Raw genomic sequence first — 13,485 nt, forward strand, 5'->3', positions numbered from 1 at the left:
GCCGGTTACCCGGCCTTTTGTTTAGCGTGATGAGAATTTAACCCAACAGTCCTTGCAACAAGCCATTCAACTTATGCACAAACGCCGACGGATCGTCGAGTTGACCGCCTTCGCTAAGAATGGCTTGATCAAACAAGATATGGCTGATGTCCGCGAAGCGGGCATCGTCCTGCTCGTTTTTCAAGGCCTTGACGATGGCATGGTCAGGGTTGATCTCAAAGATCGGCTTGCTGCCGCCCATGCCCATCATGTTCATCGATTGGCCGGCTTCTTTCATGATGCGTTCCATGTTCAAGCTCATGTCGTAAGCGCCGGTCACCAAGCAGGCTGGGGAGTCGGTCAGACGGTGACTGACTTTGACCTCGCTGACTTTGTCTTTCAACACGTCCTGGATTTGTTTCAGCACCGATTCGAAATCCTTGTTGATTTCTTCCTGGTGCTGTTTTTCTTCTTCGGTGTCGAATTTATCCAAATCCAGTTCGCCTTTGGCGATGGATTGCAGATGCTTGTCGTCGAAGTCGGTCAGGCTGGACACCAGCCATTCGTCGATGCGGTCGGACAGAAGCAATACCTCTATACCTTTCTTGCGGAAAATTTCCAGGTGCGGGCTGTTTTTGGCGGCTGCAAAGCTGTCGGCGGTGACGTAATAGATTTTCTCTTGGCCTTCCTTCATCCGGCTGACATAGTCCGCCAGCGACACGTTCTGAGTTTTGTCGTCGGTATGAGTAGACGAAAAGCGCAGTAACTTGGCGACACGGTCTTTGTTTTTGTGATCTTCGATCGGGCCTTCCTTGATCACGTTACCGAACTGTTCCCAGAATTTTTGGTATTTCTCGGCGTCGTTTTCGGCCAGGTCTTCCAGCATACCCAACACCTTTTTCACCGCGCCGGTTTTGATCGCGCTGATTTGCTTGCTTTGTTGCAAGATCTCGCGCGACACGTTCAGCGGCAGGCTATCGGTATCGATCACACCGCGCACAAAGCGCAGAAAGCGTGGCATCAGTTGTTCGGCGTCGTCGGTGATGAAGACTTTTTTGATGTATAGCTTAACGCCGTGTTTGGCGTCGCGGTCCCACATATCGAAGGGCGCGCGGCTGGGCACGTACAACAACAAGCTGTACTCGTTGGTGCCTTCCACGCGGCTGTGGACGTGGGTTAAGGGATCCTGGAAGTCGTGCGAGACGTGTTTATAAAACTCGGCATACTCTTCTTCGGAAATCGAGTCTTTCGCTTTCGTCCATAAGGCCGAAGCGCTGTTGACGGTTTCGTCTTCGACGCGGGCCGGTGCGGTTTCGTTGCCTTCCTCGTCTTTCTCTGCCGGAATTTCCTTGCTCATCACGATGGGCAGGGAAATATGGTCGGAGAATTTTTTAATGATGGAGCGCAGTTTCCAGCTGTTTAAAAATTCCTCTTCGCCTTCTTTCAGATGCAGTACGATTTCGGTACCGCGGGTGGCTTTGTCGACCGACTCGATGGTGTAATCGCCTTCGCCGGCCGATTCCCAACGCACCGCTTCCGAAGTCGGTGCGCCGGCTTTGCGGGTGGTCAGCGTGACTTTGTCGGCGACAATGAAGGCCGAATAAAAGCCCACGCCGAATTGGCCGATCAGTTCGCTGTCCTTGGCTTGGTCGCCGGTCAGGCGTTCGAAGAATTGCTTGGTGCCGGATTTGGCGATGGTACCGATATGGTCTTGCACCTCGGCGCGGGTCATGCCGATACCGTTATCGCTGATGGTGATGGTCTTTTTGGTTTCGTCGAAATCAATGCGGATTTTTAATTCGCTGTCGCCTTCGTACAAGCTGTCGTTGGCCAAAGCTTCGAAGCGTAGCTTGTCGGCGGCGTCGGAGCCGTTGGAGATCAACTCGCGTAAAAAGATTTCCTTGTTGCTGTACAAGGAGTGAATCATCAAGTGCAGTAAATGCTTTACTTCGGTTTGAAAACCTAGGGTTTGTTTGTTTGCCTCAACAGTCATGTCTATACTCATTTAGGTTGTGAAGTGGATTGGGGCGAGTTGGGGATGATAATTTTATTTTTCAAGTCCGCCCGCTGTGTGGATTTTATGGAGCCGATTTCTTGAGCGTTTTATTAGCCTTCCTGTCATGAGTTTTAGTTTAGCCGGCAAAAGTATCCTGATTGTCGAGGACAATCCCGTGTTCCGCAGAGCCATGCGCGACATGCTGTATAGCTTGCAAGCCGTTACCGTGGTCGAGGCGGATAACGGCATTGCCGCGATTAACGCGATGAGCAAAAGCAGTTTCGATATTGTGCTGTGCGATTACAACCTGGGTGTGGGTAAGAACGGGCAACAGGTATTGGAGGAAGCCAGATACCGGAGTTTAATCGATTATCGCTGCGTGTTTGTGTTGATCAGCGCCGAGCAGACTACCAGTGCGGTGTTGGGGGTCATGGACAGCAAGCCTGACGAATATCTGACCAAGCCCTTCAATGCTCAGCAATTGATGAGTCGGCTGACGCGTAATTTTGCCCGCAAGGAATTTATGGCCAGTATCGACAAGGCACTGGCGGGCGGCGATTTGTCTAAGGCAACTCAGTTATGCGACGCATTGCTGCTCTCGGCGGACAAGAAAATGCATCTGCATTTGCTGAAAATGCGTGCGGAGTTGGCTATTTCCGCGGGCGATTTCGACAAGGCCAGGCAGATATATCACGAAGTCTTGGAGCATAGAGAGCTGCCTTGGGCGCGCTTGGGCTTGGGGGTGATCGATTTCCAAAACAATAATATCGAGGAAGCGATTGCCGGTTTTCAGAGTCTGGTAGCGGATAATCCGATGCTGATGGAGTGTTACGACTGGTTGGGTAAGGCCTATGAAGCTTTGGATCAGTACAACGATGTCGAAAGTGTGTTGCAGCAGGCTCTGCAATTGTCGCCACAGTCGATACTTCGGCAAAAAAAACTGGCCGAGGCGGCGGATAAGAACGGCAATCTGGAAACCGCCGAAAAAGCCTATAAATCGGTGGTAAAGCTGGGCAAGCATTCCGTGCATCGCTCCTGTAGCGATTTTTCCGGATTGGCTAAGCTGTACGCCAAAACCAATGCTGCCGACAATGCCTTGAAAACGCTGGAGGAAATGCGCAAGGAATACTCGAATCATCCCGAGGCGGAATTACGCGCCTCGACGGTGGAAGCCGATGTGTATAAAACCCTGGGTAACGAGGAATTGTCGCAGAAGGCTTTGCTGAAAGCGGTGGAGATATGTAGCCGCTTGGGCAATAAAGCGCCCAGGGACTTACAGTTGGAGGTGGTGAAAACCTGTTTCCTGAGCGACGAACACGATAAAGCCGAAGAAATACTTTACGATCTGATTCATGCGCATATCGATGACGAACAATTTTTGAACGATTTACGCCGCATGCAAAGCGGCATCGGCATGGATAATCACTCGGAAATCCTGATTCAAAAAACCAAGCAGGCTTTGATCGCCACCAATAACAAGGGCGTGGCTTTGTACAAGCAGGGTAAATTCTCGGAAGCTTTGGAGCTATTCGAACAGGCCATCCTGACCATGCCGGATAACAAGACTATCATCGTAAATATGCTGAAAATCATGATTCACGATTTGAAGGTTAATGAATTTTGCGAAGAAAAAAATCAACGTATCAAAGCTTTAATCAATAAAGCCAAGCAAATTGGCGTTGATCAACATAAGCTGGGGATATTACAAATGGAATATGCAAAATTGAGACAGTCTCAGACGGCCAAGGCTTAAAACCATGCAAACCAATCCTAAAAGCAACGGCTTGTTTCCCACTATTCTCGCGTCCACTGTTCACGATATAAAAAATTCCTTGGGTACCTTGCTGGAGCTGGTTCGGCAAACTGCTGCCAAGCAAGACGGCCAGTCCGCCGAATTGAATCAGTTGGAGTTCGAGGCTGCCCGGATTAATCACAGCCTGATGCAATTGCTGGTTATGTATAAGGTCGATTCGCAAAAATTTAGTTTGGATATCGAAGAATGCCCGGTGATCGACATTGTCGACGAAGCGATTCATCAACAGGCGCGCTTGGCCGGTTTGCACAATATCGATCTACAAGTGGATTGCGTTGCCGACGAGATGTGCTATTGCGATAATGCCATCATCAGCAACTCGCTGGCAGCCGTCTTGAATAATGCTTTGCGCTATACCCACAAAACCATTTTGATTGTCGTGGCTGAAGAAGATGGCTACCTAACTATTGCCATCGAAGACGACGGTGAGGGTTATCCGCCCCATTTTTTAGCCGCAGACTTAAACGATACGGCCGAATTGGATTGGGTATCGGGAAATACCGGCCTGGGTTTGTATTTTGTATCGGTGATGGCCGGCCTGCACAAAAATGCCGGGAAAAGCGGATTTGTGCAGATCGACAACGAAAGTCGTTTGGGCGGGGCCAGGTTTAAACTGTTTTTGCCTTAATGTTTGCAGAATCACTAGAGACTGAGCGATGGTACTAAGGTACAATGGTCCCGATAAAATTAGCGTTTTTCGTCGGGCAGACGGTTAGAAAAATTAAAAAAATCTTTATATATGAGCATTTTAGTAACCGGTGGGGCCGGGTTTATCGGCAGCAATTTTGTGTTGGATTGGCTGTCGCAAACCGACGAATTGGTCGTCAATTTGGATAAATTGACCTATGCGGGCAATTTACAGAATTTGGCTTCGCTACAGGGCGATAGCCGGCATGAGTTTGTAAAGGGCGATATTGCCGATTACGACTTGGTACTAAGTTTGTTGGAAAAGCATCAAATTCGGGCTGTGGTTAATTTTGCCGCGGAATCGCATGTCGACCGCTCCATTCACGGGCCGGAAGATTTTATTCAAACCAATATCGTCGGCAGTTTCCGTTTGCTGGAAGCGGTGCGTCAATACTGGAATAACCTGAAGCAACCCGCCAAGCAGGCATTCCGTTTGCTGCATGTGTCTACCGACGAGGTTTACGGCTCCTTGGAAAAGGCCGTAGCGCCCTTTGCCGAAACCCACCAGTATCAACCGAACAGCCCATATTCCGCTAGTAAAGCCGCCAGCGATCATTTGGTGCGCGCCTATCACCATACTTACGGTTTGCCGGTGTTGACCACCAACTGCTCCAACAACTACGGGCCTTATCATTTCCCGGAAAAACTGATACCGCTGTGCATTCAAAATGCCTTGTCCGGTAAACCTTTGCCGATATACGGCGACGGTCAACAGATTCGCGACTGGCTGTATGTGAAGGATCATTGCAGCGCAATTCGCCGGGTGCTGGAGTCAGGCACGCTTGGCGAGGTGTATAACGTCGGCGGCTGGAACGAAAAAGCCAATCTGGATGTGGTCAATACGCTGTGCAGTATTCTCGACGAACTACAGCCGCGAGCCGACGGCAAGTCATATGCAGAACAAATTACCTACGTCACTGATCGGCCTGGGCACGACAGACGTTATGCTATCGATGCCGGCAAGCTGGAGCGAGAGCTGGGTTGGAAACCGGCGGAAACCTTCGAGACCGGTATCCGCAAAACCGTACAGTGGTATTTGGATAACCAAGCCTGGGTCGGCAATGTATTGTCCGGCGACTATCAGTCCTGGCTGGACAAAAACTATGCTGAGCGTAGTGCATGATAAATATGTCCCGAGGCTATTCATTAGCTGGTTCTGAATGAAAATTTTGCTGTTCGGTAAAAATGGTCAGCTTGGCTGGGAATTGCAACGGAGCTTGGCACCCCTGGGTAACTTGGTCGCGCTTGATAGATTCGATCAGCATTATTGCGGCGATTTAAGCAATCCCAACGGGATTGCCGAAACGGTCCGTGCGGTGCGTCCTGATGTCATAGTCAATGCCGCAGCCTACACCGCAGTGGACAAGGCCGAGTCGGAAAGCGAATTGGCGAATATCGTCAATGCAGTGGCGCCGGGTACTTTAGCCGAAGAAGCCAAGCGCTGCGGTGCCTGGCTTGTGCATTATTCCACTGATTACGTGTTCGACGGCAGTGGCGATAAGCCTTGGCGGGAAGGCGATCAAGTCGGGCCGTTGAATGTCTATGGCCAAACCAAACTGGCTGGCGAACTAGCCATTCAAGCCAGCGCTTGCCGGCATTTAATTTTTCGGACCAGCTGGGTTTATGCGGCCAGGGGCAATAATTTTGCCAAAACTATGTTGCGCTTGGCGCAAGAGCGGCAACAACTGTCGGTGATTAACGATCAAGTCGGTACGCCAACGGGAGCCGAATTGCTGGCGGATGTGAGTGCGCATGCCATTCGTCAGGCGCTGAAAACCTCGGAAGTGGCCGGTGTTTATCATCTGACCGCCAGCGGCGAAACCAATTGGTACGACTATGCACATCTGGTGTTTGACTATGCGCGTCGGGCCGGTATAGAACTGAAAACCGATAAGCAGTCGGTCGCGGCCATTCCCACCAGCGCTTACCAAACTCCCGCGAAGCGGCCGTTAAACTCACGATTGAATACCGAGAAGTTGCAAGCCGTGTTTGATTTACAACTGCCGGCTTGGCAATTGGGCGTCGAACGCATGTTGTCTGAATTGTATAGTCGATAGTTATGCGCTTGACCGACGAACAAGTCCACATCATACGTAGCACGGCGCATAGATTTTTAGGCGATAAGGCGCGGATATGTCTATTTGGTTCGCGCAGTAAAGATGGTGACAAAGGTGGGGATATTGATCTCTGTTTTGAAACGGATCAGGTACTACTTAACCGCGCAGAGGTGATTTGTCGGATATATGCCGCTTTGGTATTGGCCTTTGGCGACCGTAAAATTGACATAGTCGTTAAAGATGCCGACACGCCGCCAGCACGGATTTTCGAGATTGCGGAGCGCACTGGAGTTTATCTTTGAGTGCCCTTTATTTGGCAGAATATGCGGAAGACGCTTTGTTGGCATTGGCAATTGCTAGCAAGGAAGCAGGACACTTAAGGTATACGCAAAGCACTTTGTTTACAGAAGCCATTGACATGGCCTGGGTAAAGGCATTGGACGAAAATGAAGAACGGGCTGAAAAAGTCGATGCGTTTGTTGGTCGTTTTGGGCGATTACAAGATTTTATTGGCGAGAAACTAATCCCACGCTTCGCGGCATTGTTGGGCGAAAAGCCAAAATCGTTGCTGGACATCTTGGTGTTTGCCGAGAGAATGGGTTGGCTGACGGGGGCCGAGGATTTCATAGCGGCTAGAAAGCTTCGGAATTTGTTGGTTCATGAGTACATGGACGATGAAAAATTATTTTTGCAATCGCTGTTGTCCGCCAATGCGGCTACCGATGTATTGCTGGGCGTTGTAAAAACAATGGAAAACGAAGCCATGCGCTTGTCGTTGCCAGCGGTGGATGCCAAAACGGCTTAATATAAGGTAGGTAAAACACTAATGAACCAGCGTAAAGGCATAATCCTGGCCGGAGGCTCCGGTACCCGGCTTTATCCGGTGACGAAAGCGGTATCCAAGCAATTGCTGCCGATTTACGATAAGCCGATGATTTATTATCCGCTCAGTACCTTAATGCTAGCCGGGATTCGCGATATCCTGATCATTTCTACCCCGCAAGACACGCCTTTATTTCAGCAGTTGTTGGGTGACGGCAGCGATTGGGGCATCAATTTGCAGTACGCCGTGCAACCGAGTCCGGACGGTTTAGCTCAGGCATTTATTATCGGAAAAGAATTTATCGGCTCGCATCCAAGTGCGTTAGTCCTGGGTGACAATATTTTTTACGGACACGACTTACACGTGCAGTTGCGCCAAGCTGGCGATCAGGAATCGGGTGCAACGGTATTTGCCTATCATGTGCAAGATCCGGAACGTTACGGTGTAGTCAGTTTTGACGCGCAAGGTAGGGCGACATCATTGGAAGAAAAGCCGCTACAACCGAAAAGCAATTACGCAGTGACCGGTTTATATTTTTACGATAATCAAGTCGTCGATATCGCCGCCAATTTAAAACCATCGCCACGCGGCGAGCTGGAAATTACTGATGTAAACAGAGTTTATCTGGACAGTCAGCAACTGAGCGTTGAAATTATGGGGCGTGGATATGCTTGGTTGGACACCGGCACGCACGCCAGTCTAATCGAAGCCAGCAATTTCATCGAAACCATTGAAACCCGCCAGGGCCTGAAAATCGCTTGTCCGGAAGAAATTGCCTGGCGGAGCAATTGGATCGGTGATGAGCAAATCGAAAAACTGGCTAAGCCACTGGCGAAAAATGGTTATGGACAATATCTTCTCGCGTTACTCAATAAACAGGTTTTTTAGCCTAATTGCTTAATAAAAACGTCCCAAACTCAATAATCTCCTTATTTATTTGGAGGTTGCTCGGAAAAGCCCCCTCTCCCTGAGGGAGGGGGCTGGGGTCAATGCCGTTAAGTTAAGTTTCGGCGTGGTTAATTCCCCTCTTTGAAAAAGAGGGGTGCAGGGGAGATTTTCGGAATAAATCCCCCTTGATCCCCCTTTTTCAAAGGGGGAAGAGCCTTAACTTAACGGCGTTGGGGCTGGGGTGAGGGAATTTAAAAAGCAAAAAAGGAGTTTTTATTAAATCACGTAACAAAGATATTATATATACGAATAATGCGTTTAAGTAAGGAGCAAACCCAATTGATCGCGGAAACAATACTCGGCATAGCAGGAACTGATGTTGCAGTGTACTTGTTCGGTTCGCGGCTGAATGATCAGGCAAAGGGTGGCGATGTAGATTTATTTATAGAATCTGATCAGCCGATATCTTTACTACGAAGGGCGCAGATTAAGATGCAATTAGAGTCTCAGCTTGGGCTGCCTGTGGATATTATTTGTCAGGCAAGAGTCACCAAGGCTAGCCCTTTTCGGCAAATTGCTAAAGGCAGCGCAGTTAAATTGAGCGCATAGCAATGAATAAATCCACTTTGGATGCGGAAAAGCAGCATCTTGCTGATTTGTTGGAAGCAATTCAACGGTGCGTGTATTTTCTGGATGCGTCTAGCCGAAAACTAAAGTGGCCTTTAGCTTCGGGTTGGTTGGAAACCGAAAAAAAAAGTGTAGAGCTGTTTGAAATACTGGCGGCGGTAAATGAGCGCTTTGCCAAGCTGCAAGATACGCTGGCGGCGGCGATGCGTCATGCATGTCTACTGTCTGGAGAACCTGCCGACAGATTTCTTAAAGTATTAAGTTTTTACGAAAAGGTTGGAGTTATTGAATCAATAGAAACTTGGCAGTTATGCAGGACTGTTCGTAATTTGGCTGCGCATGATTATGAAATCGATTATGCGGAAATTACTGAACACTTCAACGCTTTACGCTCATTTACACCAGAGCTATACAAAGTTGCAGGACGATTTTTGGAATATTGTCGAGAGTCACTAAAGATTGAACCAAAGCTAAACGATTTTTCAGCTGAATTTGACTCAATTTTTAATATGTAAATATTCGGATCAGATAGAGCGCTAAGCAGAGTAGAGTATTTGTTATGCGCATCTTGATGCGGTATCATCTTGATGGAGTAAGATTGATTGGAGATTGCTATGCGTACAACTGTTGACCTTGAAGATGATGTTCTGGCAGCTGCCAAAGAAATCGCGCGAATACAGAATGTAGCAGTAGGACGTGTTATTTCCAGGCTGATGAGAGAAGCCCTAATGGGCACTCAGAGATCGAGAGAAGTTGCAAACGCAGAAGGCAAAACGATAGGGGGCTTTCGACCTTTTGCAGCTCGTGGTGTGCTAGTGACTAACGACCAAGTCAATGAATTGCGGGATACAGAAGGAGTTTGATGCGCGCGTTGCTAGATGTAAATGTGTTGATTGCGCTGATGGACGCCGGGCATGCGCATCACCAAATAGCAATGAATTGGTTGGATAAGAATTTATCATCGGGCTGGGCTTCTTGTCCGATTACCCAAAACGGATGTATCCGGATAATGTCGCAACCCAGCTATCCGGGCGCTCTTCCCGTTGCACATGTCGCCGAAAGATTAGCAGAAGCATCGGAGTCAGTGGAGCACGAGTTTTGGCCGGATAGTATAAGTTTGTTGGATTCCGGTGTGTTTAACTGGTCAAGTATGCTAGGTCATCGCCAAGTGACGGACATTTATCTGCTGACTTTGGCTTTGCAACATCAAGCCAGATTCGTCACGTTGGATCGTCGTATAACAATTGACTCTGTAAAAGGCGCCACCGCTGAGCAGCTTATATATCTTCATGGCTGAATATTCACCGGCTAGACTTAGCAGGATACCTCTAAAAATCCCCTCTCCCTCCGTGTCCACTGGGCATAAAGGAGAGGGCCAGGGTGAGGGGTATAAATTATTGATTTTATTAGCCCTGCTCTTAAATTCACTGGAGTCGTCATTCCCGCGAAGGCGGGAATCTAGTATAGCCGCTGGGCTCCCGACTGCACGGGGGCGAAGATATTTGGGGCCGGGTTATTAAGTTAATTCCCCACTCTTCTGCTGGAGATGGTTGGGGTGAGGAGGATTAAATTAAAAAAACGCTTTATTTGATACCCTCATCCTAACCTTCTCCTGGAGGGAGAAGGAGTTTGTTTAATTTATAGAGATCCCCAATAGTTAATTTTTCCGTTAATCACTAGGTAAATCATGCAAGCTACTCGTCTATCCATACCCGATGTGATTCTTTTTACCCCAAGAGTATTTGGCGATGACCGTGGTTTTTTCTTTGAAAGCTTCAATCAACAAAAATTTGAAGAACTTACAGGCCTCAAGCGCGAATTTGTACAAGACAATCACTCAAAATCGCAAAAAGGCGTATTGCGCGGCCTTCATTATCAATTGCCCCCCAAAGCCCAAGGCAAACTGGTGCGGGTAGTGCAAGGTGAAGTATTTGATGTGGCAGTGGATATTCGTAAAAGCTCGCCGTTTTTTGGTAAGTGGGTTGGTCAATTGTTATCTGCTGAAAACAAACAGCAAATGTGGATACCGGAAGGATTTGCACATGGGTTTTTTACTTTGTCAGACACGGCAGAGTTTCTTTATAAAACCACTAATTACTATGCGCCGGAGTTTGAGCGCAGTATCGCATGGGATGATGAAGAAATCAGCGTAGATTGGCTATTTAGTGGCAAGCCAGCCTTATCTATAAAAGATCAACAAGGTAAAAAACTGTTGGAAGCAGAACACTTTGTCTGATTGGAATTTGGTTGATTTTCCTATTGATTCCATCCATTGTATTTTTGGCTCGGTGTAAATAGCCTTGTGTTGCCAAGGTTTTGTTTCCCGATCCACTAGTCATAATGTTCTTTGCTCAATGCAATAACTAAGCAGTTTAATATTTAAATATTATGAAGCCATTTTCTGTTGGAAGCGGAATAGCGAGTCTTTATCAAAACAGAGACCTTTTACGTTCACTGGTAGGCCGAGAGCTACAAGCCAAATATCGCGCGACTACTCTAGGTTTCCTATGGGTTGTCATCTATCCACTCATGATGCTTGCAGTTTATAGCTTTGTATTTGGGGTTATTTTCGGTTCTCGATGGCGAGGGCAAGGCGATATTTGGGAATTTGTGGAAATGCTGTACTGTGGTTTGATAGTGCATGCTCTATTTTCAGAAACTGTTTCTAAAGCCCCCGGCATAATTGTTAACAACCCAAACTATGTCAAAAAAGTTGTTTTCCCGCTTGAACTGTTACCTGTTGGTAATTTATTGACATCTCTATTCAACTCGCTGATTGGATTTGGCCTGTTGTTGGTATTTGTTTTGGCTGAGCGGTTGTGTATCAATTGGACTGCAATATTTGCCCCCCTAGTTTTGATACCAATTATGTTATACGCGATTGGGTTTGCCTGGTTTCTTGCTGCCCTAGGGGTGTTTTTTAGGGATATTGAACAGTTTATTGGCATTCTAATGTCGATGCTTCTTTTCCTAAGCCCGGTATTTTATGCGACGTCTGCCGCACCGGAATTTGCGCAAAAGCTGATGATATTTAATCCTTTGACATATGGCATAGAAGAAATGCGTAATGTTTTACTAAACGGAGAAGTACTTCGCCTTATGCCGTGGGGGATTAATCTTGCTGTATCCAGCATCACTGCTTGGTGTGGACTTTGGGTTTTTGAGCGTTCCCGGCCTGCATTTGCCGATGTGATTTGATGATAGAGATAGCAATGCAACAAGATATAAAACCGGCTATTAAGCTGTCCAATATAAGCAAATGTTATAGGATTTTTCCTAATCCTCAGGATCGATTCAAGCAGGCCTTATGGGACCGTTTTCCAGCAATATTAAAGTCAAAAAAGCCAAAACAGTTATACCGCGAGCATTGGGCGCTTCAAGATGTTAGTTTTGAAGTCTTACCTGGCGAGGCTGTCGGTATTCTTGGGCGAAATGGCGCGGGTAAAAGTACATTACTGCAAATCATTGCCGGAACCTTATCACCTACCGCAGGAGTTATTGAGACAGCGGGTCGAATAACAGCCTTACTGGAACTGGGTAGCGGTTTCAATCCGGAGTTCACCGGCAGGGAAAACGTTTTTCACAATGCGCAAATTCTCGGACTATCCAGAGAGGAAACGCTCAACCGTTTTGATGATATTGCTGGATTTGCGGACATTGGCGACTTTCTTGAGCAACCAGTAAAAACATATAGCTCCGGGATGATGATGCGGCTGGCTTTTGCCGTGCAAACTGCTGTCGAGCCTCAAATAATGATTGTCGATGAGGCTTTGTCAGTTGGAGACATGTTTTTTCAGGCAAAATGCATGTCTAGGATCAATAAGTTAGTGGATTCTGGTGTGGCACTTTTGTTTGTTAGTCATGATATTGGCACTGTCAGGCAAATTTGTCAGCGGGCCGTGCTTTTAGAGAACGGAGTGATTCGAGCAAAGGGTGCTGCCGCAACTGTTTCTGATCAATATGTCAAATTGCAACTCGAAGACAGGAACCTGGCGGCAAAGAATAATGTTTCAAATGAGCACGTATCTCATAGTCTAGCAGTCGCAAAACCTGAAAGCGCAAGCCCAACAGACAATTCCAATTTCGAAATAACTTCTACCTCTTTTGGACAGGAAGCTTTTCAAAAACGAGCTCAATATCATCGTGTGAGCAATGGTGATGCCGAAATTATTAATGTAAATATGTTGCACAAAGGTGATTATTGCGCTGATTTTGATTTTGATGAAGACGTGCAGATTCGTGTTTTTGTGCGCTTTAAAAAGTCGTTGAGCAATCTTAATCAATCCATAAAGATTCGCACCCTTCAGGGTAAGGATGTAGTTTTTCTTGATACAAGGCTACTGGAGGAGATGGGTCATAAATATGAGGCAGGAAAGATTTATGAATTTGATTGGAAATTTAAGCTGCCTCTTTTACACGGTAACTATGCCTTGGCTTGCGGGCTTTCACATCCACCGTCAAAGCCAGGTGACGATTGGGTATTTGTCGATATGGTGCCACATGCCTATGAGTTTCGGGTTGCCCCTCGCCGAAACGGAATGATAGACGGATTCGTGACTTTGCCGGCTTCGCTAATAATAAATGCAGTTCAAACTGCATCGGTATGAGAATTGAT

Annotated in this window: 15 protein-coding genes; 14 read left to right on the plus strand and 1 reads right to left on the minus strand. The window is 47.4% G+C overall.

Annotation, left to right across the window (positions count from 1 at the left end; genetic code table 11):
* Positions 1-37: 37 nt before the first annotated feature.
* A complete protein-coding gene (gene htpG / locus A1332_RS06025; RefSeq protein ID WP_064007654.1) occupies positions 38-1,972 on the minus strand; it encodes a molecular chaperone HtpG in 1,935 nt (644 codons plus the stop codon).
* A gap of 127 nt (positions 1,973-2,099) precedes the next feature.
* Between htpG and A1332_RS06030 the strand changes: the two genes are divergently transcribed.
* The 14 genes from A1332_RS06030 to A1332_RS06095 all read left to right on the plus strand — a co-directional run bounded on the left by A1332_RS06030 (position 2,100) and on the right by A1332_RS06095 (position 13,477).
* Entirely contained in the window at positions 2,100-3,728 is a 1,629-nt protein-coding gene (locus A1332_RS06030; RefSeq protein ID WP_064007655.1) for a tetratricopeptide repeat-containing response regulator, read from the plus strand.
* A gap of 4 nt (positions 3,729-3,732) precedes the next feature.
* The gene (locus tag A1332_RS06035) at positions 3,733-4,416 is read left to right on the plus strand and encodes a sensor histidine kinase (protein ID WP_064007656.1); all 684 of its coding nucleotides are present in this window, start codon (positions 3,733-3,735) and stop codon (positions 4,414-4,416) included.
* Positions 4,417-4,527: 111 nt separating this feature from the next.
* Positions 4,528-5,598 (plus strand): dTDP-glucose 4,6-dehydratase, encoded by a 1,071-nt coding sequence (gene rfbB / locus A1332_RS06040; RefSeq protein WP_064007657.1) that lies wholly within the window; start codon positions 4,528-4,530, stop codon positions 5,596-5,598.
* Between the two features lie 37 nt (positions 5,599-5,635).
* Positions 5,636-6,532, plus strand: coding sequence for a dTDP-4-dehydrorhamnose reductase (rfbD, locus tag A1332_RS06045; protein WP_064007658.1), 897 nt, complete (start codon positions 5,636-5,638; stop codon positions 6,530-6,532).
* A gap of 8 nt (positions 6,533-6,540) precedes the next feature.
* A complete protein-coding gene (locus A1332_RS06050; protein WP_197491406.1) occupies positions 6,541-6,834 on the plus strand; it encodes a nucleotidyltransferase domain-containing protein in 294 nt (97 codons plus the stop codon).
* Entirely contained in the window at positions 6,831-7,337 is a 507-nt protein-coding gene (locus tag A1332_RS06055) for a hypothetical protein (protein WP_064007660.1), read from the plus strand. The genes A1332_RS06050 and A1332_RS06055 overlap by 4 nt, the downstream gene beginning before the upstream one ends.
* 21 nt (positions 7,338-7,358) lie before the next feature.
* Positions 7,359-8,243 (plus strand): glucose-1-phosphate thymidylyltransferase RfbA, encoded by an 885-nt coding sequence (gene rfbA / locus A1332_RS06060; protein ID WP_064007661.1) that lies wholly within the window; start codon positions 7,359-7,361, stop codon positions 8,241-8,243.
* Positions 8,244-8,555: 312 nt separating this feature from the next.
* Positions 8,556-8,852 (plus strand): nucleotidyltransferase family protein, encoded by a 297-nt coding sequence (locus A1332_RS06065; protein ID WP_064007662.1) that lies wholly within the window; start codon positions 8,556-8,558, stop codon positions 8,850-8,852.
* Between the two features lie 2 nt (positions 8,853-8,854).
* Positions 8,855-9,385 carry a hypothetical protein gene (locus A1332_RS06070; RefSeq protein WP_064007663.1) on the plus strand — a complete coding sequence of 177 codons (531 nt, stop codon included), beginning with the start codon at positions 8,855-8,857 and terminating at the stop codon, positions 9,383-9,385.
* 99 nt (positions 9,386-9,484) lie between these two features.
* Complete coding sequence (locus tag A1332_RS06075; protein WP_064007664.1) at positions 9,485-9,733, plus strand: hypothetical protein; 249 nt, start codon at positions 9,485-9,487, stop codon at positions 9,731-9,733.
* Positions 9,733-10,167, plus strand: coding sequence for a TA system VapC family ribonuclease toxin (locus tag A1332_RS06080; protein WP_064007665.1), 435 nt, complete (start codon positions 9,733-9,735; stop codon positions 10,165-10,167). The genes A1332_RS06075 and A1332_RS06080 overlap by 1 nt, the downstream gene beginning before the upstream one ends.
* A gap of 390 nt (positions 10,168-10,557) precedes the next feature.
* Positions 10,558-11,106, plus strand: a complete 549-nt coding sequence (rfbC, locus tag A1332_RS06085; protein WP_064007666.1) for a dTDP-4-dehydrorhamnose 3,5-epimerase — start codon at positions 10,558-10,560, stop codon at positions 11,104-11,106.
* Positions 11,107-11,258: 152 nt separating this feature from the next.
* A complete protein-coding gene (locus A1332_RS06090) occupies positions 11,259-12,068 on the plus strand; it encodes an ABC transporter permease (RefSeq protein WP_064007667.1) in 810 nt (269 codons plus the stop codon).
* Positions 12,068-13,477 carry an ABC transporter ATP-binding protein gene (locus A1332_RS06095; RefSeq protein ID WP_082879559.1) on the plus strand — a complete coding sequence of 470 codons (1,410 nt, stop codon included), beginning with the start codon at positions 12,068-12,070 and terminating at the stop codon, positions 13,475-13,477. Before A1332_RS06090 ends, A1332_RS06095 begins: the two co-directional genes overlap by 1 nt.
* Positions 13,478-13,485: the final 8 nt, after the last annotated feature.

Source organism: Methylomonas methanica (assembly GCF_001644035.1).
Lineage (GTDB): Bacteria > Pseudomonadota > Gammaproteobacteria > Methylococcales > Methylomonadaceae > Methylomonas > Methylomonas methanica_A.